The organism is Streptomyces sp. NPDC021115 (genome assembly GCF_044333065.1).
GTDB lineage: Bacteria > Actinomycetota > Actinomycetes > Streptomycetales > Streptomycetaceae > Streptomyces.
This window is the reverse complement of record NZ_JBIRQF010000001.1, coordinates 353,348-377,687: the sequence shown is the minus strand read 5'-3', so window position 1 is coordinate 377,687 and position 24,340 is coordinate 353,348. Positions and strand designations below refer to the sequence as shown.

The 24,340-nt window shown below is 70.5% G+C and carries 23 protein-coding genes and 1 pseudogene; 10 read left to right on the top strand and 14 right to left on the bottom strand.

Annotated features, from left to right (window positions below; all coding sequences use genetic code 11):
- Positions 1–218 precede the first annotated feature (218 nt).
- Positions 219–1,100 (top strand): helix-turn-helix domain-containing protein, encoded by an 882-nt coding sequence (locus ACH4TL_RS01650; protein WP_398313525.1) that lies wholly within the window; start codon positions 219–221, stop codon positions 1,098–1,100.
- 3 nt (positions 1,101–1,103) lie between these two features.
- Positions 1,104–1,319, top strand: coding sequence for a DUF397 domain-containing protein (locus tag ACH4TL_RS01645; RefSeq protein ID WP_398313527.1), 216 nt, complete (start codon positions 1,104–1,106; stop codon positions 1,317–1,319).
- On the opposite strand, the gene ACH4TL_RS01640 is transcribed toward ACH4TL_RS01645, so the two are convergent.
- Positions 1,298–2,092 (bottom strand): leucine-rich repeat domain-containing protein, encoded by a 795-nt coding sequence (locus ACH4TL_RS01640; protein ID WP_398313529.1) that lies wholly within the window; start codon positions 2,090–2,092, stop codon positions 1,298–1,300. The two genes, ACH4TL_RS01645 and ACH4TL_RS01640, sit on opposite strands and share 22 nt — an antisense overlap.
- 708 nt (positions 2,093–2,800) lie before the next feature.
- Here ACH4TL_RS01640 and ACH4TL_RS01635 point away from each other — a divergent pair.
- Positions 2,801–3,514: a Tn3 family transposase gene (locus ACH4TL_RS01635; RefSeq protein WP_398313531.1), complete on the top strand. Its 714-nt coding sequence runs from the start codon at positions 2,801–2,803 to the stop codon at positions 3,512–3,514.
- Between the two features lie 62 nt (positions 3,515–3,576).
- Here ACH4TL_RS01635 and ACH4TL_RS01630 read toward each other — a convergent pair whose 3' ends face one another.
- On the bottom strand, positions 3,577–4,212 hold the full coding sequence (locus ACH4TL_RS01630) for a TetR/AcrR family transcriptional regulator (protein ID WP_398313533.1): 636 nt from the start codon (positions 4,210–4,212) through the stop codon (positions 3,577–3,579).
- 67 nt (positions 4,213–4,279) lie between these two features.
- Between ACH4TL_RS01630 and ACH4TL_RS01625 the strand changes: the two genes are divergently transcribed.
- On the top strand, positions 4,280–5,299 hold the full coding sequence (locus ACH4TL_RS01625) for an NAD-dependent epimerase/dehydratase family protein (protein WP_398313535.1): 1,020 nt from the start codon (positions 4,280–4,282) through the stop codon (positions 5,297–5,299).
- A gap of 18 nt (positions 5,300–5,317) precedes the next feature.
- Here ACH4TL_RS01625 and ACH4TL_RS01620 read toward each other — a convergent pair.
- Positions 5,318–5,419, bottom strand: a pseudogene (locus tag ACH4TL_RS01620) (IS5/IS1182 family transposase); the annotation flags it as partial.
- Positions 5,420–5,822: 403 nt separating this feature from the next.
- Between ACH4TL_RS01620 and ACH4TL_RS01615 the strand changes: the two are divergent.
- The gene (locus tag ACH4TL_RS01615) at positions 5,823–6,515 is read left to right on the top strand and encodes a recombinase family protein (protein ID WP_398313537.1); all 693 of its coding nucleotides are present in this window, start codon (positions 5,823–5,825) and stop codon (positions 6,513–6,515) included.
- Between the two features lie 272 nt (positions 6,516–6,787).
- Here the strand turns inward: ACH4TL_RS01615 and ACH4TL_RS01610 are convergent, their stop codons facing one another.
- From ACH4TL_RS01610 to ACH4TL_RS01590, 5 genes are all read right to left on the bottom strand, one after another.
- Positions 6,788–7,180 carry a glycosyl hydrolase gene (locus tag ACH4TL_RS01610; protein ID WP_398313538.1) on the bottom strand — a complete coding sequence of 131 codons (393 nt, stop codon included), beginning with the start codon at positions 7,178–7,180 and terminating at the stop codon, positions 6,788–6,790.
- Positions 7,181–7,271: 91 nt separating this feature from the next.
- Positions 7,272–8,750, bottom strand: coding sequence for a rifampin monooxygenase (rox, locus tag ACH4TL_RS01605; RefSeq protein WP_398313540.1), 1,479 nt, complete (start codon positions 8,748–8,750; stop codon positions 7,272–7,274).
- A 207-nt stretch (positions 8,751–8,957) separates the two neighbouring features.
- Complete coding sequence (locus ACH4TL_RS01600) at positions 8,958–9,722, bottom strand: alpha/beta fold hydrolase (protein WP_398313542.1); 765 nt, start codon at positions 9,720–9,722, stop codon at positions 8,958–8,960.
- Positions 9,723–9,840: 118 nt separating this feature from the next.
- Positions 9,841–11,007 (bottom strand): alkaline phosphatase PhoX, encoded by a 1,167-nt coding sequence (locus tag ACH4TL_RS01595; protein ID WP_398313544.1) that lies wholly within the window; start codon positions 11,005–11,007, stop codon positions 9,841–9,843.
- Positions 11,008–11,168: 161 nt separating this feature from the next.
- Positions 11,169–12,083: an NmrA family NAD(P)-binding protein gene (locus ACH4TL_RS01590; RefSeq protein WP_398313546.1), complete on the bottom strand. Its 915-nt coding sequence runs from the start codon at positions 12,081–12,083 to the stop codon at positions 11,169–11,171.
- An 81-nt stretch (positions 12,084–12,164) separates the two neighbouring features.
- Here ACH4TL_RS01590 and ACH4TL_RS01585 point away from each other — a divergent pair, with 81 nt between their 5' ends.
- Positions 12,165–12,953: a TetR/AcrR family transcriptional regulator gene (locus ACH4TL_RS01585; RefSeq protein ID WP_398313548.1), complete on the top strand. Its 789-nt coding sequence runs from the start codon at positions 12,165–12,167 to the stop codon at positions 12,951–12,953.
- A 12-nt stretch (positions 12,954–12,965) separates the two neighbouring features.
- Here the strand turns inward: ACH4TL_RS01585 and ACH4TL_RS01580 are convergent, their stop codons facing one another.
- Positions 12,966–13,847 (bottom strand): NAD(P)H-binding protein, encoded by an 882-nt coding sequence (locus tag ACH4TL_RS01580; RefSeq protein WP_398313550.1) that lies wholly within the window; start codon positions 13,845–13,847, stop codon positions 12,966–12,968.
- Positions 13,848–13,942: 95 nt separating this feature from the next.
- On the opposite strand from ACH4TL_RS01580, the gene ACH4TL_RS01575 reads away from it, so the two are divergent.
- The 3 genes from ACH4TL_RS01575 to ACH4TL_RS01565 all read left to right on the top strand — a co-directional run bounded on the left by ACH4TL_RS01575 (position 13,943) and on the right by ACH4TL_RS01565 (position 16,441).
- Positions 13,943–14,659, top strand: a complete 717-nt coding sequence (locus tag ACH4TL_RS01575; RefSeq protein ID WP_398313552.1) for a TetR/AcrR family transcriptional regulator — start codon at positions 13,943–13,945, stop codon at positions 14,657–14,659.
- Positions 14,660–14,744: 85 nt separating this feature from the next.
- Complete coding sequence (locus ACH4TL_RS01570) at positions 14,745–15,377, top strand: RNA polymerase sigma factor (protein ID WP_398313554.1); 633 nt, start codon at positions 14,745–14,747, stop codon at positions 15,375–15,377.
- Positions 15,374–16,441, top strand: a complete 1,068-nt coding sequence (locus ACH4TL_RS01565; RefSeq protein WP_398313556.1) for a CU044_5270 family protein — start codon at positions 15,374–15,376, stop codon at positions 16,439–16,441. The genes ACH4TL_RS01570 and ACH4TL_RS01565 overlap by 4 nt, the downstream gene beginning before the upstream one ends.
- Before the next feature lie 137 nt (positions 16,442–16,578).
- Here the strand turns inward: ACH4TL_RS01565 and ACH4TL_RS01560 are convergent, their stop codons facing one another.
- The 5 genes from ACH4TL_RS01560 to ACH4TL_RS01540 form a co-directional block, all read right to left on the bottom strand.
- Complete coding sequence (locus tag ACH4TL_RS01560) at positions 16,579–17,487, bottom strand: carbohydrate ABC transporter permease (protein ID WP_398313558.1); 909 nt, start codon at positions 17,485–17,487, stop codon at positions 16,579–16,581.
- The gene (locus ACH4TL_RS01555) at positions 17,487–18,851 is read right to left on the bottom strand and encodes an extracellular solute-binding protein (RefSeq protein ID WP_398313560.1); all 1,365 of its coding nucleotides are present in this window, start codon (positions 18,849–18,851) and stop codon (positions 17,487–17,489) included. Before ACH4TL_RS01555 ends, ACH4TL_RS01560 begins: the two co-directional genes overlap by 1 nt.
- Before the next feature lie 132 nt (positions 18,852–18,983).
- The gene (locus tag ACH4TL_RS01550) at positions 18,984–20,000 is read right to left on the bottom strand and encodes a chitinase (RefSeq protein WP_398313562.1); all 1,017 of its coding nucleotides are present in this window, start codon (positions 19,998–20,000) and stop codon (positions 18,984–18,986) included.
- A gap of 127 nt (positions 20,001–20,127) precedes the next feature.
- Positions 20,128–20,841, bottom strand: coding sequence for a response regulator (locus ACH4TL_RS01545; protein ID WP_398313564.1), 714 nt, complete (start codon positions 20,839–20,841; stop codon positions 20,128–20,130).
- A 161-nt stretch (positions 20,842–21,002) separates the two neighbouring features.
- Positions 21,003–22,622: an ATP-binding protein gene (locus ACH4TL_RS01540; RefSeq protein ID WP_398313566.1), complete on the bottom strand. Its 1,620-nt coding sequence runs from the start codon at positions 22,620–22,622 to the stop codon at positions 21,003–21,005.
- Between the two features lie 164 nt (positions 22,623–22,786).
- On the opposite strand from ACH4TL_RS01540, the gene ACH4TL_RS01535 reads away from it, so the two are divergent.
- The gene (locus tag ACH4TL_RS01535; RefSeq protein WP_398313568.1) at positions 22,787–24,232 is read left to right on the top strand and encodes a cation:dicarboxylate symporter family transporter; all 1,446 of its coding nucleotides are present in this window, start codon (positions 22,787–22,789) and stop codon (positions 24,230–24,232) included.
- The last annotated feature ends 108 nt before the right edge of the window (positions 24,233–24,340 follow it).

Here is a 24,340-nt window from a genome sequence, read left to right as displayed (position 1 = left end):
TGACGGGGTCTTGGGGTGCGATCGGCATCGCGTACCTCCGTGCGGGCAGGGCGGAGTGCATCCGCCAACTGACGTCCCTGTGCAAGCGGTTCATTACGGAAGGTAGTGCGACGGCTTTGATTCATTCAACCTCTGCCCGTGAAATATCCACCGATCATGGTTGCGGTGGGGCGACGGGCGCACCAAACTGGCGGCACATCACGCAGAAGGAGCGATCGGTGACAGGGGGTCCGGCCAAGCAGGGGAACAGCACATCCAGTGTCTTGGGGCGGAGGCTGGGCGGGGAGCTGACCAAGCTCCGCACCGCAGCGGGCATGACCCAACCCCAAGCTGCGAAGGCCCTCAGCGCTTCGACCGCGAAGGTCACGAAGATGGAGCGCGGTTGGGTGCCGGTGCGTGATCCGGACATCCGTGCGCTGTGTGAGCTGTACGGCGTGAAAGACCCGGCGGTCGTCGGCGGACTGCTGGAGTTGGCGAGGGTCGACCGCGAGCGCCGCAAGGCCAAGGGCTGGTGGAACGAGTTCCCGAACCTCGGGGACATGCAGGAGTACGTCGCGCTGGAGAATGCGGCGACGGCAACGAGGACGTGGCAGCTCTGCCTTGTTCCCGGTCTGCTTCAAACGCCCGGATACGCACGTGCCCTGGCGATGGGCAGTTCGACGCAGGGCCACCCCGATGACGGCGAAGCGCTGGTGGCCAGCAGGGTCGAACGGCAGCGGCGGCTCACTGAGGCGCCCACCCTGGATCTGTGGGCGGTGATCCATGAAAGCGCTCTGCGGCATCGCGTCGGTGGACCGGAGGTGATGCGCGAGCAGTTGGAAGGCCTGGAGGCGGCGACCCACCAGGCGAACATCACCGTCCAGATCTTGCCGTTCGAGGTCGGTGAGCACTTGGGCATGGGAGGCGCCTTCAACGTCATCTCGTTCGCCGAGCCGGGCGCCATGGATGTGGTGTATACAGAGACTGCCTTCGGCCAGCTCTGGGTTGAGGGAGGTGACGAAGCCGCGCAGCACCAGGAGCTGTTCGTGGGAATCGCCCGCCGCGCCCTCACCGAGCCGGAGAGCAGGTCATTCATCCAGGCGCTCCGAGGAGAGATCTGAGAAGTGGCAGCTCTTGAGTTCCGGAAGCCCAGCTTCAGCACTGCTGATCGTGAGTGCGTCGAGGTGGCCACGAACGTGCCCGGCACCGTCGCGATACGCGACTCCAAGCGGCCTGGCGGGCCGATACTCCGCCTGGCCCCCGCCGCATGGGCGGACTTCCGGGTCGCCCTCGTCGGTGGGCGGATCGCGTCGGCCCCTCACTCACCCGCACTGACGTAGCGCTGCGTGGGGCCGTTGTCATCGGCGTCTCGCTCGGCGTCGTCCTGGGCGAGGTCCACCTCGACGCCCGCGGGTTCGAGCGCTTGGCGTATGCGCTGCCGGACGGGCTCGCTCAGGTAGTTGTGGTGCAGGTCGAGCTTCGTGAGGTGGGTCAGCGGCTGGCCGCTGAGGAGGGCGGCGGCGCCGACGTCGCTCAGGGTGCCCATGGACAGGTCGAGCACCTTGAGCCGGGCGACCACCGGAGCAGACGCCACGGCGGCGGCGACCTCGTCCTGCATCTCGCTGTTGCGCAGGGCCAGGTGCCGCAGCCGGGGCAATCGGGCGCCGGTCAGGATCGGCTCCAGATCGGCGGCCTTGCAGTCGGCTCCGTACTCCGAGGTGCCCAGCCACAGATCGAGGTGCTCCAGCGCGGGCAGTTCGCTCGCCCCCACACCGCGGACGACGTTCACCGGCAGCCCGCCGCTCTGCACCGTCAGTCTGCGCAGCGCGTCGTGGCGCAGGGCGGGGAACTCCAGCCTCAAGGTTTCTCCGTCGGAGGGATCGGTGTCTTCCGGGTCGTCCCAGAGGCCGACGATCAGGGCACGGACTCGCCTGGTGTCGACCTCGGCGCAGAAGCGGCCGAAGGCGCTCTCCCACATTTCCGAGGGGTCGTACCTCATGGTGATCCGCCAGGCCACGGCGTCGGGTACGGGCAGCCCCATCGCCTCACCGGGGCCGGGAAACGTGAAGGCGGGCAGGCCGTGAAGCTCCTCGAGGTGGTCATGGAATCCCATCCGGGCTGCTCCTGTCGTGCGACGCGTCAGGGGGCGATGCGTGCGGCCGTTCTACCAACAGCGACTGACAACACACCTGTTGAGCCGGTGAGGTGGGGGCGCCGTCAGCCGCACTAGGACCGGGAGCAGCGTGTTCGTCGACCGGGTGTACGTACCGGATGGCCTGGCGCCCGGCCCTGCCGAGCGCGGGCGGTGGCCGTTCACCGTGCCTGCCGTGGTTCACCCGGCCGGTGACGTTCCTGGTGGGGGACAACGGTTCGGGCAAGTCGACTCTGGTCGAGGCGGTCGCGGAGAGCTTCAAGCTGGACGCCTACGGCGGGCGACTGGCCCGGGTCACCGGTCGGCCCGATGCGACGAAGACTCCGCTGGGTGAGGTGCTGCGGGCGGACACCACCCGGGCCGGGGCGCGGATGCTCGCCGGGCCCCGCAAGAACAAGAAGGGCTTCTTCCTCCGGGCCGAGACCGCGTACGACATGACCGAGAACCTCGGCGGCGTGCCGGGCTACTGGGCCGAGGACACCAGCCGCATGAGCCACGGCGAGGGCTTCCTCACCATGTTCGCCGCGCCCGGTTTCTACGTCATGGACGAGCCGGAGGCCGCGTTGTCCTTCACCTCCTGCCTCCAGGTTTATCGGGGCCCTTCAGAAGCGGCTGAGGGAGGCGCTGACCCGCTTCGACACGGCGCTGGAGCTGGGGACCACGGGCGGGGTGGACATCGTCAAGCGGCACGGCGAGCCGTGGATCAAGGTCTCGCCGCTGGGCAAGCAGGAGGAGCCGGAGAACCTCGTCGTGCTGAAGGCGGAGATCGAACGCCGCTGGGGCGCCATCGACCTGATCGACATCCTCAAGGAGGCCGAGTTCGCCACCGGCTTCACCGGCGAGTTCACCTCGGTCGCCACCAGGGAGGCGGTCCCGAAGGCGGTGCTGCGGCGCTTCACCCGCGGCGGGCCCAAACACCCGACCTACCAGGCGATCGAGGAGCTGGGGCGTGCTGTGAGGACGGCGTTCATCTGCGACTATCTCGCCGACGCCGAGCTGCGGCGCGAGATCCACGAGGGCCTGCAAGTCGTGGAGAACTGGAACTCCGCCAACCACGACCTGTTCTACGGCAAGGACGGCGACCTGACCGGCGACGACAAGGAGAGCCAGGGGATCTCCATGCTGGCCCTCCACCTGGTCCAGGCGGCCCTGGTCCACGTCAACACGCTGCTGCTCCAGGATGTGCTGGCCGAGCCGAAGTGGGCGGAGAAGCTCACCGACGCCGACCGGCGGGCCCTGTTCCCGCTGTTCTGGACCCACGTGAACCCCTACGGCCGGTTCGAGCCGGACATGAACAACCGGCTCGGTCTCGCCCTGCCCACCCTGCCCGGCCCGCGTCGCGCGGCCGACGACGCCGCCCGTCCTGCCGGGTCGGCATCATGAGAGCCATTGTCCAAGGCATGGACCGGCAGTTGTCCGGTGGATCAAGGCTTAGCCGCGACGGTCTACGGGTCACGGTCGGTCGGGGACACATCGAGGAGCCGCAGCATCGCGGGGAGCAAGTCGCTCGTCAATGGATCTGAGGTGTCTTCGTCGATCGCGCCCTCCAGCGCGAGGCTTGTATAGCCGTGCACGAGTGACCACACTGCGTAGCTCGGCACCAGCGCGGGGTCCGCACTGTCCGGTAGCTGCGCATCCTGGCCGCGCAGGCCACGGTCCAGGGCGCGGAGCGCCCGGTGCTTCTGCTCGACCAGGTCTGGATCGTTGAAGTCGAACTGGGTCATGCGCCACATGAGGTCGAACAGCGCGCGGTTGTCCCGGGCGAACGCAACATATTCGGCAGAGAGCGCCGCGACCCGCTCCCGCACATCGCGCCCGACGACCTCCACCGCCTCCAGCCGGTCGCAGAGCTGGCGGTAGGCGCGCGTGGCGAGCGCGCCGAGCAGCCCGCGCGCGTCGCCGAAGTGGTGCTTGGGAGCGGACTGCGACACTCCCGCCCGCCGCGCGGCCTCGCGCATGCTGAACCCGGCGACACCGCACTCGGACAGCACTTCCAGCGCGCTGTCGAGCAGCGCCGCGCGCAGATTGCCGTGGTGGTAACGATCGCCGGCCCTCGGCTCTTCGGTCATCATCAAGTCCATATCTTGACAGTGAGCAGACCCCACGTAAACTGCTCACTGTCAAGATAAGGCGATCATTGGGTTAGGCATGACAGGCACGGTCCTTGTCACGGGTGTCTCGGGGTTCATCGGCGGTCACACAGCGGCAGAGCTTCTGCGGCGCGGATACGCGGTCCGCGGGTCGGTGCGGTCACCGGCCCGCGCCGCCGAGGTGCGCGCTGCGATGGCCGAGGCAGGCGCAGACGACACGTTGTTGGAGATCCTGCAGCTCGATCTGCTGTCGGACGAGGGATGGGCGGCAGCGGCCGCGGGCTGCCGGTTCGTACTGCACGTCGCTTCCCCCTTCGTCACGACGAAGCCGAAGGACCCGGAGGACTTGATCCGCCCCGCCGTACAGGGCACGACGCGGGCAATCGACGCGGCGCTCGATGCAGGCGTGGAGCGCGTGGTCGTCACCTCCTCCCTCGCGGCGGTGCAGTACGCCCCGGCGCGCAGAGATCACCTCTTCACGGCATCCGACTGGACCCCACTCGACCGCCGCGGCCTCGGCGCCTACGCAGTTTCGAAGGTCCGGGCCGAGCGCGCGGCGTGGGACATCGCCGACCGACGCGGCGTGCGCGACCGGCTCGCCGTCATCAACCCGGGCGCGGTCATCGGGCCCCTCCTCTCCGACGACCCCGGAACCTCGGTCTCGGCGATCCAGCAGATCATGGCCGGCGCGCTGCCGATGGTCCCAGACCTGCGGCTCCCGTGGGTACACGTGCGAGACGTCGCCGACGCGCACATCGAGGCCATGACCTCCGAAACGGCGGGCGGGGCTCGCACGATCGTCGCGACCGACCCGTCCTCGCTCATCGACGTCGCCGCGGTGCTCCGCGAGAGGCTTCCCGAGGCGAGCGGGAAGATCCCCACACGGGCGATGCCGACATGGCTCACCTGGGTCGCGAGCGTGTTCGAACCTCAGCTGCGCGACAACCGGTGGCTCATCGGCTCGGCGCAGCGCTTCGACCACGACCCCGCCGAGGCGCTCCTGGCCCGCCCGCTCCACTCGGTCCCCGACACGATCGAGGAAACCGGCCGCAGCCTCGCCGAGCGCGGACTCGTCTGAGGCCGCCCCTGAAAACCACGACATGATGCGGGTTGTACTGCAGCGGGGCTTGCGCAGCAGCCGCCAGGTCTTGAGGGTAGCCATCGCTTGCTCGCCCAAGGCGGGGATCTTGGCATGGGAACTTCTTCCAGCCGGCGGCGGCATGACAGCTGAGGCGGCCTGGTGCGCCGCAGCGGCCACGGCCACCTGAACTGGCTGGTGTGGGGCACGGGTGCCGCGGTCACCACCATGCCGCTCATCACCCGCGCCACCACGGAAACGAGACCCGAGCCGGTTGAGTCGAACCGGCCCCCTGCCCCGATTCTCATAAACGATCCTTTGCGCGAGCAAGATCAATCAGCAACCGCCGAACCCCCGCCGAACTCGGATTCGTTCTCAGAACCCATTCTCACTCAAAAGCGGAACAAACCCCCTTCTGAGACTTGCGTTGTGCGAAAATCCGGGGCCATGACGGGCCCTCAGCAGCCCTACCCGACCGACCGGTCGGACGCCCACGACGTCGAGGCGCGCGCCTGTCCGAGGTGTGACGCGCAGCCCGGTTCGCCGTGCCGCTCGCGCGGCGGCGCGGTCGCCTCCGCCTACCACACCCGCCGCTTCACCCAGGTGCCCCGACGGCATCCCGAGGGACAAGATCTTCAGCGAGAAGATCAGCACCCGCGTCCGGGTCCGCCCCCGGTTCGATGAAGCGCTGCGGATCGCGCGGGAGGTCAAGGCGCACGCACCGCACTGCCGCGTCATCTTCACCGTGTGCGAGATGAAGCGCCTCGGCCGTGACGCCGCCGAACTCACCGTCCTGGCAGACCGCCTCACCGCGCACGGCCTGGTGCTGGAGATGCTCGCCGGTCCCCTACCCGGCATCTACGACCCCACCGGGCCGGGCAAGCTGCTGTTCGCGTTCTTCGCGGCGATGGCGGAGACCGAGCGGGAGAACATCCGGGAGTCGACGCTGGAGGGGGTCGACACCGCGGCCCGAAAAGGCAAGCACGGCGGCCGGCCGCCGGTCATCACCGACGACATGCTGCACACCGTGCTGCGGCGCCGTGCGAACGGCGAGTCCGCCGAGCAGATCCAGCCCGACCTGATCATCCCCACCGGCAAGCGCAAGGGACAGAGCCCGTCCGTCGCCAGCATCTACCGGGCGCTCGCCGAGCACGCCAAGCATGAGGCATACCCCGAAGCCGTCGAACAGGCCCACGCCGACTTCGCCGCCCTCTAGGCCGGCGGACTCCCCAGCCCCGCCTTGCCCTCCCTGGCCGAGCGTCACTCTGAATACGGAGAGCTACTTGTCACTTCGCCGTAGCTTCGGGAGAACAGGGCCTCCACCGGGTGCGTTGGGAGGACCTGGAGGTGGTCGACCACTGGCGTCGCTACATGAGCAACCCGAACGCCTACCTGCGGCACATCGTTCCGTGATCGCCGCCCCTGCCAAGAGGGAGGCCCGTGGTGTCCGCTCCGGCGGACGCCACGGGCCCCAGGGACTCCCTCAGGTCACCACCACCTGGTGCAGACGACGTCGGGGAAATTGCTCGCCTTGCCGCAGGCCCGCATCAGGTTGCCCTTGTTGTTGAACGCGTCCGTGTGGTTGCTGCCCCCGGTGTTGATTTTGGTGGGGCTGAGCTTTTCCCACGTCCGGCCGCGGTCGAAGCTGCGGTCGACCCAGACCTCGTCGCCCGGGGAGCCGAAGATGCGGCCCCAGGCGCAGGTGCCGTTGTAGCGCAGTTCGATGCCGCGGGAGTGGGTCGAGACGGTGGCGACCGTCCGGGCGCCGTTGGTGTTGCAGCCCTCGGCGGCCTGCGCCGGAGCCGGGGCCACGGCGGTGAGCAGGGCTCCGGTGAGACCGGCGGTGGCGAGGTTCCCGAGGAGGGCTTTACGCGTACGCATGACTGGCGTCCTTCCGGTTGATCGAATCGCTCGTCCAGCGACAAACAGGAGTAAACCGGGAGGGTGTCGGGACCGGTCCCGCCCCGCGGAATCAGCCGGCGGGCTCGCCGAACCAGCGGGAGAGGTGGTCGTCCAGGTCCTGCTGATCGTCGCCGATCCAGGCGACGTGGCCGTCGGGGCGCAGCAGGACGCAGGGGACATCGAGTGCCGCGGTGGCGTCCGGGAGGTAGTCGACCCGGTCCGACCAGGCGCCGACGGTCAGGCGTTCGGTGCGGTCCAGCAGCAGGCCGCGGCCGCGGTGCAGCAGACCGTAGAGGTGGCCGTGTTTCACGTCGATGTCGGGCAGGCGGCGGCCGAGCAGGTCGGGGCCTTCGCCGAAGTCGTAGCGGATGCCGATCGCGGTGATCTTCTCGATGAGGTGGCGGTTCACCTCGTCGAAGTCCATCAGTTCGGTGAGCAGTCTGCGCACGGCCCGCGGACCCGGTTCGGTGGAGAGCAGTTCCATCTGGGCGCGGGTGTTGTCCAGCACGTCCTCGGCGACCGGATGGCGTTCGGCCTGGTAGGTGTCCAGCAGCGTTTCCGGCGCCCAGCCGCGGATGTGTGCGGCCAGTTTCCAGCCGAGGTTGAACGCGTCCTGGACGCCCAGGTTGAGGCCCTGTCCGCCGGTGGGTGGGTGGATGTGTGCCGCATCGCCGGCCAGCAGCACCCGCCCGACCCGATAGCGTTCGGCCAGCCGGGTGGCATCCCCGAAGCGGGACAACCAGCGCGGGGAGTGCACGCCGAAATCGGTTCCGGCGATGGCGCGCAGCTGCTGTGTGAAATCGTCGAGGGTGGGTGGCTCCGTGCGGTCGCTGACTCCCGCGGCGGGGACGACGACGCTGTAGACCCCTCCGCCGAAGGGCCTGAGCCAGAACCGCTTATTGGTCGCGCCGATTTCGGCCACCTTGGCGGCGATCTCCTCCTGCGGCGCACCCACTTCCATCTCGCCCATCAGCGTCTCGGTCCGTGAGGGCTCGCCGGGGAAGCCGACGCCGAGCAGTTTGCGCACCGTACTGCGCCCGCCGTCACAGCCGACGAGATAGCGCGAACGCAGCCGTTCGCCGTCGGCCAGCTCGACGGTCACACCCTCGTCGTCCTGCTCGAAACCGGCCACCGCGCAACCACGCCGGACCTGTGCGCCCAGCTGGGTCGCATGCTCTTCCAGCAGGCGAACGATGACCGGCTGCGGGATGCCCAGCAGATAGGCGTGCGCGGAATCCAGGTCCTGGGGCGCGGGCTTGTTGATGGCGGCGAAGAATCCGCTGGCCGGACGCTGCCTTCCGTGTTCGCGCATGCGATCCAGCAGGCCGCGCATGGCCATCAGCTCGAGACTGCGAATGTGCAGACCGACGATGCGGACGAACGAAACGGGCTCGGTTTCCTTCTCCAGAACGAGTACCCGCACATCGTGCAGCCGCAGCTCGGCGGCCAGCATCGCTCCGGTCGGTCCGCACCCGGAAATGATCACGTCGAAGTCGTGCTCAACCGCATCGTTCGACGACGGCTCGGCGGTGAACTGTGGAGAGTACATAGGTGTGGCCTTTCGGGAGTGCCTGTGGTGGAGGCGCTCCCGGCGACACCTACGTCAATCGCCGGCCGTGACGGGAAAGGGGGAGCACCCACGTCGATACAGCGTTCATGGGTCTCACCTCCTCGGGCGGTGTCACAGTCAACGTGAAGCTATAAGCCCGGGCATCACCCCGTCCAATCATTTTCCCAGCCATGTGATCACCGTGGGTCAGAGACAGGCGGCGGCCGTGGCGCGGGCGAAGGCGTCGGGGTTGTCGAGCATGATGTTGTGGCCGCAGTCCGGGATCGGGACGACGGACACCCCCGCTTCGGTGAGCGCGTCGGCGCCGGGGAGGGGGCCGTCGGCCTCGGGGAGCAGGCAGGTGCGGGGGATCGTGAGGTCCAGCAGGAGTTCGCGCATCGTGGGGACCGTGCCGCGGATGAGGTTGACCGCGCTGCGGTGCAGGGCCTCGCGGCCCGCCAGGCGCATGGTGGACCACCAGTGGGGGCCGACCCGGTCGCGGACCTCTTCCCAGCCACCGGCCAGGAACTCCGGCTCGGAGTACGCGGCGATGCCGCTGCTGCCGCCGGAGGCGGGTACGCGGGGGAGCGGGTCGAGGTTGGCGTCGACCAGGACCAGGCGGGAGACGAGGCGGGGGTGGCGGGCGGCCAGGACGATGGCCACCGAACCGCCCATGCTGTGGGCGATCAGCTCGGCGCCGGTGACCCCCGCGTGGTTCAGCGCCTCGGCGAGGGCGTCGGCGTGTGCCTCCAGGGTGTAGTCGAAGCTCGTCGGGCGGTCGCTGATGCCGTGCCCGAGCAGGTCGATCAGCAGGGAACGGTGGCCCGCCAGCAGCGGGTGGACCGCGATCTCTGCGAAGTACGCGGGCGACGTGGCGCCCAGGCCGTGGACGTAGACGCGGGACGGTTCCCGCCCCGGCAGCTCGACCCAGCGGATCTGGTCACCCTCGGTCGTCACAGCGGCGTTGCGCACAGCACGGCTCCCCGTCGGTCGGCTCGATAGCTTCGATAGAGAGGATGAGCGTAGACGGCGGCACGCGAGGAGCCCGTGGCGTCCGCCTCCCCGGACACCACGGGCCACCGGATCTCGATCAGGCCGTGGCGCGGAACGGCCCCGTGACCTCGTAGGTGATGCCGCCCGATGAGCTGCCCGTCGTACCGCGCTGGCTGGAGAAGTACAGCCGCTTGCCGTCAGGGGAGAACGCCGGGCCGGTGATCTCCGAGCCCGACTGGCCGCTGATGCGCAGGAACGGCGCGACGATGTCGTCCGGGGTGATGACGCAGATCTCCATGTTGCCGCCGTCCTCGGCGACGAACAGGTCGCCGGAGGAGGAGCCGGTGACGTTGTCGACGCCGGTCAGCGGGGCGGGGCCGGGGTTGACCAGGCTGTCGTCGTAGGCCAGCTCGTAGGTGCTGTTGGCCAGGTCGAGCTGCCAGACGCGGTTGTCGCCCTTGGTGGTGAACCAGACGGTGTCGTTGGCGTAGTGGCACCCCTCGCCGCCGTTGAAGATCTTGGCGGACGCGACCTGGTCGCGGGTGGCGGTGGGCGAGCCGTCCGGGTCGGGCACGTTCGTCCAGCTGAACGACCCGGAGGTGCCGGTGCCCGCGACCAGCACCTGGAGCGTGCCGGAGGACAGGTTGCCCCAGGTGGTCGGGACGAACCGGTAGAAGCAGCCGTCCGTCTCGTCCTCGGTCAGGTAGATCACCTTGCGCGCCGGGTCGGCGGCGGCCGCCTCGTGCTTGAACTTGCCCATGGCGTCGCGGCGGACGGCGGCGTTCACGCCCCACGGGTCGGTCTCGTAGACATAGCCGAGGGACACCTCCTCGCAGGACAGCCAGGTGTTCCACGGGGTGGCACCGCCCGCGCAGTTCTGCCGGGTGCCGGACAGGATGCGGCGGGCGCCGGTGACGGTGCCCGAGGAGTTGAACGTGACGGCGCTCGCGCCGCCACTGGGGTTGATCTCCGAGTTGGAGACGTAGATCCACCCCGTGCCGTCGGCGAAGCAGGCGCCGCCGTCGGGGGCGTTGTGCCAGGTGTACGAGGTGCCGGGCACCGACTGGCCGGACCGGGCGATCACCCGGCTGGTGAAGCCGCTGGGCAGCGCGATGCCGTTGGCGTCGGCGGCTTGCAGAGCACCGTACGGGCCGGGGCCGTTCTGGGCAGGGGCCGCGTAGGCGGCGCCGCGCGTGAGCGTGCCGCCGAAGGCGGCGGCGGAGGCTCCGATGACTGCTCCGCGCAGGAAGACGCGACGTTCCACAGCTACTCCTTCGTCAAGTAGGCCGAATACACGGCTAGTTGGGCGTCGCCGACTGGTCACGGGGAAGAACCTAGGGCCACCTCACCTGGCCGATCAGGCCCCTCTTGGCGAACTCTTTACGACCAACTGGTGAGTCACATCGCGCGCAAACGATCGGTTGATCACGCGTTCAGCAGGGCCTTGAGGCGGGTCGCGCCGGACGTCGTCAGCCAGGCATCGAAGGTGAGCAGGTCGGGGTGGAGGGCGCGGAGGGGGCCGATGTCGACCAAGGGGTAGAGGCCGTCGTTGAGGGACTGGATTCCGCGGGCCGCCTCCTCGCTCCGGGCGCGTACGGCTTCGAGGGGGATGTGGACGTACGGGACTTCCTGGCCCGTGGCCCGGCTGATGGCGGCGGCGGTCTCCGGCGGGGTGAGGACGTCGCCCGCCAGGTCGAAGGCGCGGGAGCGGAAGCCGGCGGGGTCGGCGAAGGCGAGGGCGGCGAAGGCCGCGATGTCGGTGAGCGCGATGAACTGCTGGCGGGTGTCCGGGTTGAAGGGGGTGGCCAGGGCGCCGCCCTGGAGGCCCCAGGTGGGGTGGAGCAGGTTTTCCATGAAGGACGTGGGGCGCAGGACGGTCGCGGGCATGCCGATCGCGCTGATGTGCTCCTCGATGCGCCGCTTGTTCTCCAGCGTCGACAGTCCGCTGTCATCGTGGGCGCCGAACGCGGAGGCGTAGACGAGGAGTTGGGCTCCGGCGGTCAGCGCGGCGTCCGCGACGTTCCGGCCTCGCCGCACCTCGTCCTCCGGTCCGTACTCCTCGGGCGCCCCCGACACGCCGGGAGTGGGCTGGACGCTGAAGACGCCATGGGCTCCGCGGGCCGCCACGTCGAGCGAGGCGCGGTCGTCCAGGTCGCCCGCGACCAATTCGGCGCCCGCCGAGGCGAGGGCGCGGGCCGCGGGGCCGGCGGTGTCACGGGTGAGCGCGCGGACGTGCCAGCCGTCGCCGAGCAGGCGTCGCGCGGTGGCGCCGCCCTGGTGACCGGTCGCGCCGGTCACCAGGATGGTGCGTTTCGACGGGGAGGAGGTTACGGGGGTCATGGACACGGCTCCTGGATAGAATCGGAACGAGTGACCCGGTTAACGTACCGGAATGGCCGACCCGTTTGTCAATCAGGAGTGATGGTGAAGGACGCGGCAGAGGGGGAGGGGGCGCTGCCCTCGCGGGCCGACGCGCGGCGGAACAGGGCGCGGGTGCTGGCCGCGGCCAGGGCGTCGTTCGCGGCGGAGGGCCGCATGGTGCCGCTCGGTGTCATCGCCGAGCGGGCCGGGGTGGGTGCCGGAACGGTGTACCGCCACTTCCCCTCCAAGGAGGACCTTTTCGCGGCGGTGATCGCCGAAAGCGTGGCGGGCTTCGTCACGGAGGGGCGGGCGCTGGCCGCGGCCGAGGATCCGGGGGCGGCGTTCTTCGGCTTCCTGGGGCGGGTGATCAGGGAGGCGTCGTTCAACCGCGCGCTGTGCGAGGCTTTCGCGCGGGAGGCGCCCGGCCGTTCACCCGATGATGAGGCGGCGGTCGCTGCCAGGCGCGAGTTCGGCGAGGTGCTGGGCGTGCTGCTCCGGCGTTCCCAGGAGGCCGGGGCGGTGAGGGCGGACGTCGAAGCGGCGGACGTGCGGGCGCTGGTGGCGGGGTGTGCGGCCATGGAGCAGGGGCGGGGCCACGGGCCCGGGGTGCTGACGGCGGTGATGTGCGACGGCCTGCGGCCGGAGCGGGCCGTAACGAAAATCCGTAACGTAATGGGGGAGGCGGAGAGGGAGGCCGACGGTCCGCGTGACGAAATCGGGCGGTGTGAGATGTGTGGCGGCCGACTGCCCGGCGACCGTACGGGCCGCGCGGGTCGCCCCGCGCGCTTCTGTGGGGCGGCATGCAGGCAGAAGGCCCACCGGCAGCGCGCGCGTGTGAGTGGTGACTGACCACCCGCCGGCTCACCCGGTCGGCGTGGCCGCCTCTTTCAGGGCCACGCTCAGGACGTCCTCCAGGGGCGTGGCCGGCCGTCCCAGCAGGCGGGCGAGCGTGGGGTCGGCCGGGGCGAAGTCGCCACGGCGGCTCGCCGCGAACAGGCCGACGAGCAGGTCGGCCCGCGCCTCGGGCAGGCCGTGGTCCAGCAGGCGGGCGCGGTAGTCGGCGTCGGGGACGACGACCCGGCGGACCGGGCGGCCCGTCAGCCGTGCGGCGAGGGCCGCGACACCGGCCAGGTCGATCGCCCCGGGGCCGGTGAGCGCGGCGGTGGGGCCGTCGAAGCCGTCGCCGCCGGTGGTGAGGGCGAGCGCCGCCGCCTCGGCGAGGTCGGCGTGGTCGGTCCAGGCGACCGGCCCGTCCTCGGGCGCGACCAGTTCGCCCGTGTCGAGCGCGCCGCCGAGCAGCGTCAGGGTCGTCGAGGCGTAGAACCCGTTGCGCAGCGAGGTGAAGGGGACGCCGGACTCCCGCAGCGCCGCCTCGGTGGCGGCGTGGTCGGGCATCGGGGCGAAGGGCGAGGACGGGTCGGCGCCCATGTGGCTCGTGTAGAGGATGCGGCTCGCCCCGGCCGCGGCCGCGGCCTCGATGGCCGCGCGGTGCGCGCGCAGGGCCGCCTCGCCGGTGGTGTCCGTGGAGACGATCAGGACCCGCGCGGCGCCCTCGAAGGCGTGGGCGAGGCCCGCCGGGTCGGTGAAGTCGCCGTGGCGGACGCGTACGCCCCGGTCGGCGAGGTCGCGCGCCTTCTCCGGGGCGCGCACGCTGGCGCCGATCTCCTCGGCGGGGACGCGTTCCAGCAGCCGCTCGGCGACCGCCCGGCCGAGGGTGCCATTGGCTCCGGTGACGATGATCATCAAGAACTCCCCATCGAGATGTTTCCGGTGATAACACGTGGAGCGTAGCACCGGAAACGAAGAGGTGATAACGCGATTCTGTTATCGTTGGAAACATGGAGAACGAGGACGTCACCGCCGCCGACGGCCACCGGGAGCGCATCGTCGCTGCCGCCGCCCGGCTGCTCGCCGAAGGAGGGTCCGACGCGGTGTCGACCCGGGCGGTGAGCACCGCGGCCGGGGTGCAGCCGCCGACCATCTATCGGCTCTTCGGCGACAAACAGGGTCTGCTCGACGCCGTCGTCGCGCACGGCTTCGCGGTCTACCTGGCCGACAAGACCGCCGCTGAGCCCACCGGCGACCCGGTCGAGGATCTCCGGGCCGGCTGGGATCTCCACGTAGGGCTCGGCCTGGCCAACCCGGCGCTGTACCGGCTGATGTACGGCCAGCAGCGCTCCGGGGCGTCCTCCCCGGCGGCGCTCGCCGCCTTCGACGTGCTCGCCGGGCACATCCGGCGCATCGCCGAGGCGGGCCGGTTGCGCATCCCCGAGGGCCGGGCCGCGGCCCTCGTCCACGCCGCCGGATCGGGTACGACGCTCGCGCTCATCGCCACGGCCGAGGACGCGCGCGACCCGGAGCTGTCCCGCACCGCTCGCGAGGCGGTCCTCGCGGCGATCACCACCGACGCGCCCGCCGCACCCGCCCCTGAGCCCGGGCCCGCCGCGGCCGCCGTCACCCTTCGTGCCGTACTGCCGCGGACCGACGCCCTGACCGCGTCCGAAAGCGCCCTCATGCGGGAGTGGCTGGACCGGATCGCCGACCGGGCCCGCTGATTGCCCGCCCGGGGCGCCCCGGCTGTGACGCATGTCACCGGAACTCGCCAGCCTCCGCAGGCCAGTTGAGAGTGTGACCACAGATATGCGAACCCGGGTACGGGCCGGGGACCCCGACGCCTTCGCGGAGTTGTTCGACGACTTCGCGCGCGCCGTGTACAACCACGCCTTCCGGCTGACGGCCGACTGGTCCGTGGCCGAGGACGTGATGTCGGCGACGTATATGGAGGCGTGGCGGCGGCGTGCCTCGGTGGAGGCCGAAGGGGGTTCGCTGCGGCCGTGGTTGCTGGGGATCGCGACCAACATCGCCCGCTCGCACTGCCGCGGCAACCGGCGGTACCGGGCCGCGGCCGCCGCTGCCGCCTCGGCGGGTCCGGAGGCCCAGCGGATCCCGGACCACGCCGAGGAGACGGCGGGCCGGGTGGACGACCGGCGGCGGATCAACGCCACGCTGACCGCGCTCGGTTCGCTCAAGCGCGCCGAGCGCGAGGTGCTGGTGCTGTGTCTGTGGGAGGGCATGGAGTACGCGGACGTCGCCCGCACCCTCGGCATCCCCCTCGGAACCGTCCGCTCCAGGCTGTCCCGGGCCCGTACGAAGCTGCGCAAACTCGCCGATGCCGAACTCGTCAGGAAAAAACGGGAACTCGCCTCTCCCAGCCGGCAGACAAGAGGCGATCGCGGCTACGCGATCCGGTCCGCAGAGGAAGGAAACCGATGAACGCCAGCCCCTCCCAGCCGCACCCGGCTGAGTGGCCGGAGACCCGGGAGTTCCGGGACACCGAGGAGCGGGGTCTGCCGGCGGGCCGCCATGCGCTGCACAAGGAGCATCTGATGGCCCAGATCCGTGACGACATCCGCGACACCACCGCGCCCGCCGCCCCCGCGCGGCAGCGCAACCCGTTCCTGCGCCGGACGATCCTGCTGCCCGCCGCGGCCTGCGCCCTGGCCGGGGCGATCGTGGGTGGCGTGGCCCTGTACGGAAGCGACAGCGGGGACGGTACGACGCCCCTGGCCACCGGGCCCGCGCTGACGACCCAGATCGGCACCGCCGACGCCAAGGGCGCCCCCCAACTGCTGGACCGCATCTCGCTGGCCGCCGCCGACGCCTCCGGGCCCACGGTGCGCGACGGCCAGTTCCTCTACATCGCCTCGAAGGTGGCCAGCACCTACCCCAAGACGGTGGACGACAAGACCACGGTGGTCAGCCAGGAGCTGCACGACCGCCAGGTCTGGCAGTCCCCCGACGGGAAGGACGGCTGGCTGATCGAGGCGGGCGAGACGAGCGAGACGGGCATGACACTGGCCGGCAAGTACCCGGCGAGTTCGGCGTACGACCGCCTCGCCGCGCTGCCCACCGACCCCGACGCGCTGCTGAAGAAGATCAACCAGGAGGCCGCCGAGAACCGGGACAAGGAGGTCCCCCAGGACCAGGCGGCCTTCGTCGCCCTCGGCGATCTGCTGACCGAGAGCTACCCGCCCGCGAAGCTCACCGCCGCGATCTACCGGGCCGCGGCCAAGATCCCCGGGGTCGTGAAGGTGGACGACGCGGCCGACGCCACGGGCCGGCACGGGGTCGCGGTGGCGCGGCTGAACGAGCAGGACGGCCAGCGCACCGAGTGGATCTTCGACAGGAAGACCCTGCGATTCCTCGGCGAGCGCAGCGTCCAGGTCAAGCCCGACGAGAGCGGGCTGTTCAAGGTCGGCACCGTCACCTTCACCAGCGCCATCACCCAGCGCGCGGTCGTCGACGGCAACAAGCAGAGCCCGACGAAGGCGGGCTGACGCGATGCCGTCGAAGATTTCCACGGCGGCGGTGTGCACCCTGCTGGTCTCGGCGGCGCTGACGGGGGCCGCGCTCGCGGCCCCCGGCTCCGGCCTCGGCGTACGGAAGACGGGCACGGTCACCGCACCGGCGGAGGTCAGACCTCTTCGCGCATCAACCGCAGATACACCACCGAGAACGCCGCCCCCACCAGCAACAGCAACAGCGCCACCGCCGTGCCGTAGCCGATCAGGGACTTGTTGAACGCCTGGTCGTACATGAACACCGGCAGCGTCTGGCTGCGGGTGCCGGGGCCGCCGCGGGTCATGGCCCAGATGAGGCCGAACACCGACAGGGTCTGCAAGGTGTTCAGCATCAGATTGGTGCCGATGGAATGCCGGATCATCGGCAGCGTCACATGCCAGAAGCGGCGGAGGCCGCCCGCGCCGTCCACCTCCGCCGCTTCGGTGATCTCCTGGGGGACCTCCGACAAGGCGGCGGAGTAGACGAGCATCGAGAACGCCGTACCGCGCCAGACGTTGGCGAACGACACGGCGAGGATGGGCAGGGTGTACAGCCAGTTCTGGGACGGCAGGCCCAGCCCGTCCAGGACGGCGTTGAGCGTGCCCTCGCGGCGGAAGAAGGCGTACAGCAGGAAGCCCGCGACGATCTCCGGGACGACCCACGCCGCGATCACGACCGACCCGATCAGCGTGCGCACCGGCTTGGAGGCGCGCCGCATCAGGGTGGCCAGGGCCAGGCCCAGGGTGTTCTGGCCGAGGAGGGACGAGACGACCGTGAAGACGAGGGTGAGGACGACCGCGTTGCGGAAGTCGTCGTCCCCGGAGGCGCGGCGGAAGTTGGCGAGGCCGATGAAGTCCGTGGTGGACGTGCCGGTGAGCTGCATGTTCGTGAAGGCGATGTAGCAGCAGTACGCGATCGGCCCGCCCAGGAAGAGCAGCAGCAGGACGGTGGCGGGGGCGAGCGGGAGCCAGCGCAGGGGGCGGCCCCGGCGGCGTACGGGGGTGACCGCCGCCGGGGGAGCCGCCTCGGTCGCGGTGGCCATCAGCCCACGGCGCCGTCGGTGACGGACTTCAGCTGCTCGTCGTACCCCTTCGCCGCGCCGCTGGGCGAGGAGTCACCCGTGGTCGCCGCCTCCATGGCCTCGCCGATGGCCGAGGAGACCTGCGGATAGACGGGGAGTGCCGGGCGATAGTGGGTGTACGGCACCAGCCCGGTGAAGAAGCGGATGCCGGGCATGGAGGAGAGGTATTCGGGGTCCTTGGCGACGTCCTTGCGGACGGCGATCTGGGCGTTGACGATGGTCCACCGGACCGCGTTCTTCCTGGTCTGGAACTGCTCGATGAACTTCCACGCCAGGTCGGGGTTCTTGGACTTGGCGCTGATCGCCCAGGTCCAGCCGCCGGACATGCTGACCTTGCCGGGCGCCTGCCCATGCTGGGTGGGCATCGGGGCCTGGCCCAGGGTCTTGGACCACTCCGGCCAGGGTTTGCCGCCGGTCTTCAGCCAGTTCTGGCCGAGCCACGAGCCGTCGAGGGCGATGGCGAGCTTGCCCTCGGGGAGCCATTCGCTGAAGACGGTGGTGCCGACGTTGGGGTCGAGGGCGTCGGAGAGGTCGGGGCCCAGCTTCTCGCCGTACACGGTCTTCAGGAACGCGAGCGAGTCCCGGAAGCCCTGGCCGCCGGTGGCCCACTTCTTGGTCTCGGGGTTGTAGAGCGGTTCGCCGTCCGCCGCGCCCGTCCCGTACAGCAGCATCTCGAAGCCCTGCATGACGGAGGTCTCGCCCGGGGCCTTGCCGGTGTAGACGTTGAGCGGGGTGACGCCGGAGACCTTCTTCTTGATGGTGCGCGCGGCCTTGAGGATGTCGTCCCAGTTCTTGGGCGCCCAGTCGGCGGGCAGCCCGGCCTTCGCGAAGATCTCCTTGTTGAACCACAGCCCGCGGGTGTCGGTGCCGTCGGGGACGCCGTACGTCTTGCCGTCCTCGGCCCTGGCCGCCGTCTTCGCCGTGTCGACGAACTGGTCCCAGGTCTTCCACTTGGCGAGGTAGTCGTCCAGCGGCCGCAGATAGCCCGCCTTGATGTCCGCGTTGATCCGGAAGGTGTCCTCGTAGACCAGGTCGGGCGCGGTCTTCGGGGACCGCATCATCTGCTGGACCTTGGTGGCGTAGTCGTTGTCCTGCGCCTGGATCGGGATCAGCTTGACCTTCTTGCCGGGGTTCGCCTTCTCGAACTGCTTCTTCACCTCGGCGAGGTGGTTGTCCTTGAAGCGGATCTTGTTGTCGGTGGAGCGGTTGTACGCGACCTTGACGGTGTCCGGGTCGCTGCCCGAGCCGCCACCGCAGGCGGTGAGCCCGGCGGTGGCGACGAGGGCGGCGGCGGTGAGGATCAGTGGGGCGGTGGTGGGGCGCACGGCACGACCTCCTTGCTGGCCTCTGTGGGCTGCGGGCCGACCGTAAGGTCGCCGTCAACGCAGGGTCAATCCCCGTACACGGGGATGTGGTTGGCCGCCGGGCGCTCGAACGTCAGGCGCAAGAAGAGGAGTTCAGCCCGTGTAGCCCGCGAGCGCCTTGGTGAAGTCGTACGTCCCCTGGTTGATGCCGCTGCACGCGTCAGCGTCCGTGCCGGAGCCGCACTTGCGGTCGCGGTTGAGGGACCAGAAGCTGGCGCGGGCAAGGTGGTGGCTCTTGGCGTACGAGAGCATGGAGTTGAAGTCGGCCAGGCTCACCGTCTCGCCCGCGACGTCCGTCTTGCCGTTCATCGAGGAGAAGCCGACCTTGCGGTAGGCGGCGTCCGGGGAGAGGCCGTACGCGCTGGCGACTGTGTTCTTGAGGCCGTCGACCGCCGATTTGGTGGCCGCCGCCATGTCGACTGAGCCCTGTCCGAAGTCGAACGGCATGACCGTCCAGCCGTCCACGTCGACCCCGGCCCTGGCGCCGCGCTTGACCAGGTCCGTGCCGTTGCCGTCGGGGCCGGTCGTGGTGGTGCCGAAGGTGACGTAGACCTTGATGCCGCTGTTCTTCTGCTTGACGGTCTTCAGCGCGTCGATGACCCGCTGCCGGACCGTCGCGTTCTCGAACTCGGTCGATTCGATGTCGATGTCGATCGCCTTGAGCTGGTACGCGTCGATGACCTTCTGGTACGCGGCGGCGAGCGCGGACGCGGACGAGCACTTCTCGCCGAGCTTGTTGCCGCTCCAGCCGCCGAAGGAGACGGTGACCTCGCCACCGGCCGCGCGTATGGCGTTGATGGTCGACTGGTCGGTGCCGCCGGTGAGCGCGCGGGAGCCGTCCCACTTGGGGGCGCAGCCGCCGTCGGAGAGCATGAACGCCATCGTGAACTGCTTCGTGCCGGTCGCCGACATCACGTCCGTGGCCTTGGGCGGATTGCCCCAGCCGAGATAGAGGTACGGACCGGTCTGGCCGACGGCGGCGGCCGCGGTAGCCGTACGAGGTGGCGGCGGCGTGGCCTGGGCGGCGGTGGCCGCGCCCGTGGTGAGCAGGGCGACCAGACCGGTGGCGGCGGCCAGCGTGCGTCTGTGGTGGCGCGGGGAGAGCTGCATGACGGGCGTCCTCCTGGGGGATGTGCGGCTGAACCTAGCGAGCCGTCATGCTCGCGACAAGATGTCAGATAGGAAACTTTCCTAATGGTGCCCCCGCGGGGACGCCCGGTGCTTGCTCAGCGCTCGCTCAGTGCTCGCTGAGCCAGCGGTAGACCAGCTCCGGGCGGCCGATCTGGCCGTAATGCGGTGCCCGGTCGGCGCGGCCCGCCTCCACCAGGTGCTCCAGATAGCGGCGCGCGGTGATCCGCGAGATCCCCACCGTCTCCGCCGTCGCCGCCGCCGAGATGCCGTCCTCGGCGCCGCGCAGTACCTCGGTGACCGCGTGCAGGGTGGCCTGGGTGAGCCCCTTGGGCATCGAGGCGGGCTGCGGCGCGCGCAGCGCGGCCAGCGCCCGGTCCACCTCGTCCTGCCCGCTGGCCTCGCCCGCGGTCGACCGGAACTCGGCGTACCGCTGGAGCCGGTCGCGGAGGGTGGAGAAGGTGAACGGCTTCAGCACGTACTGGACGACCCCGAGCGAGACCCCGTCCCGGACCACGGCGAGGTCCCGGGCCGAGGTGACGGCGATGACGTCCGCCCCGTGCCCGACCGCCCGCAGCGCCCGCACCAGCTGGAGGCCGTGCCCGTCGGGCAGGTAGAGGTCCAGGAGGATGAGGTCGGTGGGGGTGCGCTCCAGCAGCCGCTGGGCGTCACCGCCGGTCCGCGCGGTGCCGACGACGGCGAATCCGGGGACGCGCTCGACGTACATCCGGTGCGCGTCCGCCGCGACGGGGTCGTCCTCGACGACGAGCACCCGGATCGGCTCCGGGGTCGGGGTCGCCGAGTTCGCCTGCGGCGGGCTCATGGGTCGGGTTTCCTCTCGGGGCATGGCGTCCGGGGTGGGGCGGTCGGGCAGATCAGGGGCACGGGCGAAAGCTCGGGGCCCTAATTTACGGAGCGTAATGAAGAGTGGCCAGGGTTACCGCCCTGTGAATCCGCCGCACCCGGTCATCGTCCGGCCGCCGCTCACGGCACGTGGGCCGCGGTGGCCAGCGGCAGGGTGACGGTGAACTCGGCGCCGGAGCCGGGCGCCCCGGCCACGTCCACGGTGCCCGCGTTGCGCCGTACGGCCTGCTGGACCAGGGCCAGCCCCAGGCCCCGGCCCGCCGCCTTGGTGGACCAGCCGCGCCGGAACGCGTCCTCGGCCGCCGCCGGGTCGAGACCGGCGCCGGTGTCCGCGACGCACAGCGTCAGCTCGCCGTCGTCCGCGCGGACGGTGACCGTGACGCGGGCGCTGCGGGCGGCGCCGCTGCCGACGCCCTCGGTGGCGGCGTCGATCGCGTTGTCGATCAGGTTGCCCACGATGGTCACCAGGTCGCGGGCGGCGAGCCCGGGCGGCAGCAGACCGTCGTCGATGCGGCTGTCGGGGGTGAGGACGAGTTCGACGCCGCGCTCGCTGGCCTGGGCCGCCTTGCCCAGCAGCAGCGCGGCCAGCACGGGCTCGGCGACGGCCGCCACCACCTGGTCGGTGAGGGCCTGGGCCAGCTCCAGCTCCGCCGTGGCGAACTCGACCGCCTCGTCCTCGCGGCCCAGCTCGATCAGCGAGACCACGGCGTGCAGCCGGTTGGCCGCCTCATGGGCCTGGGAGCGCAGCGCCTCGGCGAAGCCGCGTACGGAGTCCAGCTCGCCGGAGAGCGCCTGGAGCTCGGTGTGGTCGCGCAGCGTGACGACCGTGCCACGCCGTTCGCCGCTGCTCACCGGGGAGGTGTTGACCACGACGACCCGCTCCGCGGTCAGATGCAGTTCGTCCACGCGCGGCTCGGCGGCCAGCAGGGCGCCGGTGAGCGGGGCGGGCAGGCCCAGCTCGGACACGTAGGCCCCGACCACGTCCCCGGACAGCCCGAGCAGTTCCCGTCCGCCGTCGTTGATGAGCGCGATCCGCCGCTGGCCGTCCAGCATCAGCAGCCCCTCGCGCACCGCGTGCAGCGCCGCCTCGTGGTAGTCGTGCATACGGCTCAGCTCGGTGGCGTTCATGCCGTGGGTGTGGCGGCGCAGCCGGGCGTTGATGACGTACGCGCACAGGCCCCCGGCGGCGAGCGCGGCGGCGGCCACGCCGAGCAGGGCCAGCAGCTGGCGCCGCACCTGGGCGCTGATGGTCTCGACCGTGATCCCGGCGCTGACCAGCGCGGTGATCCGGCCCCCGGCCCTCGGGTCGCGCACCGGGGCGATCACCCGCACCGAAGCGCCGAGGGTGCCGGTGTAGGTCTCGGGGAAGATGCGGCCGCGCAGCGCGGGCTCGATGTGGCCGAGGTAGCGCTCGCCGATCCTGTCCGGATCGGGGTGTGTCCAACGGATGCCACGCGGGTTCATGATGGTCACGAAGGTGACGCCGGTGTCCCGGCGCACCTTCTCCGCGTACGGCTGGAGCCGGGCGCTGGGGTCGTCGGTCCGCACGGCGTCGGCCACCGAGGGGGAGTCGGCGATGGCGGCCGCCGTGGCCGTGGCCTGGCTGCGCGCGGCGACCGTGGCCTGGTCGCGGTCGGTGATGTACGCGAAGACGGCGCATCCCGCCACGAGGGCGGCGACCAGCACGACCTGCATCGCGAAGAGCTGCCCGGCCAGGCTCCGCGGGTGGGGGATGCGCATGTCCATCAGTCTGCACACGAATCTTTGTGTGAACGAAATGAACGGAAGGGTGACCCCCGTCACAGCCGTGGGGCATAGTCGCCGGAACCGTTCAAGGCGGTGTGCGAGCCGCACACGGTACAGCGCCGGGACAGTTGGACGGCCGAAGAGAAGGAGGCAGCACCGTGGCTGCGGAGATCACGCCGCCCGCATCGGGACGTACAGAGCCGGAGCGGCCGAAGGCGAAGAAGAAGGAAAAGATCCACTACCTCTACCTCGCCGTGATCGGCGCGGTGGCGCTGGGGATCCTCGTGGGCTTCGTCGCCCCCGACACGGCGGTCGAGCTGAAGCCCATCGGCGACGGCTTCGTGAACCTGATCAAGATGCTGATCTCGCCGATCATCTTCTGCACGATCGTGCTCGGCGTCGGATCGGTGCGGAAGGCCGCCAAGGTCGGCAAGGTCGGCGGCCTCGCCCTCGGCTACTTCATGGTGATGTCGACCGTCGCGCTCGGCATCGGTCTGGTCGTCGGCAACATCCTGGAGCCCGGCAGCGGGCTGCACTTCAGCCAGGAAGTGGCGAAGGCCGGTCAGGACCAGGTCGACAGCAGCACCAGCGAGGGCCTGTCCGGGTTCCTGCTGAGCATCATCCCCACCACCCTGGTCTCCGCCTTCACCTCGGAGCAGGTGCTGCAGACCCTGTTCGTCGCCCTCCTCGTGGGCTTCGGCCTCCAGGCCATGGGCAAGTCCGGTGAGCCGGTGCTGCGCGGCATAGGCCACATACAGCAGCTCGTCTTCAAGCTGCTGTCGATGGTCATGTGGCTGGCCCCGGTGGGTGCCTTCGGCGCGATCGCCGCGGTGGTCGGCCAGACGGGTCTGGACGCGCTCAAGGCGCTCGCCGTCATCATGATCGGCTTCTACACCACCTGCCTCCTCTTCGTGATCGTCGTCCTCGGCACGATCCTGCGCCTGGTGGCCGGCGTGAACCTGTTCCTGCTGCTGAAGTACCTGGCGCGGGAGTTCCTGCTGATCCTGTCGACGTCCTCCTCGGAGTCCGCGCTGCCGCTGCTCATCGCCAAGATGGAGCACGCGGGCGTCAGCCGCCCCGTCGTCGGCATCACCGTGCCGACCGGCTACTCCTTCAACCTGGACGGCACCGCGATCTACCTGACCATGACGTCGCTGTTCATCGCCGACGCCATGGGCAAGCCGCTCGCGATCGGCGAGCAGATATCCCTGCTGGTCTTCATGATCGTCGCCTCCAAGGGTGCCGCCGGTGTCACCGGCGCCGGTATGGCGACCCTCGCGGGCGGTCTCCAGTCGCACCGGCCCGACCTGGTCGGCGGTGTCGGCCTGGTCGTCGGCGTCGACCGCTTCATGAGCGAGGCCCGCGCCCTCACCAACTTCGCGGGCAACGCGGTGGCGACCGTCCTGGTCGGCACCTGGACCAAGGAGATCGACAAGGACCGGATGAAGCAGGTCCTCGCCGGAGAGCTGCCGTTCGACACGGCTGCCTTCGCGGCGAACGGCGGCGGCCACGGTCCGGCCGCCGACGACTCCGACGGCGCCGACACCAAGGCGCTCCCCGAGCAGCGTGACGGTGACACGGCCAAGGAGCACGTGCCTGCCTGACACCCCACGCCCACGCGGCCCTGCCCTCCTGAATCGGGGCAGGGCCGCGGTCGTGTTCCCGTCCGGGATGTCCACGACGCGTCGGTGCCCCGCGTCCTCCCCCCGTGG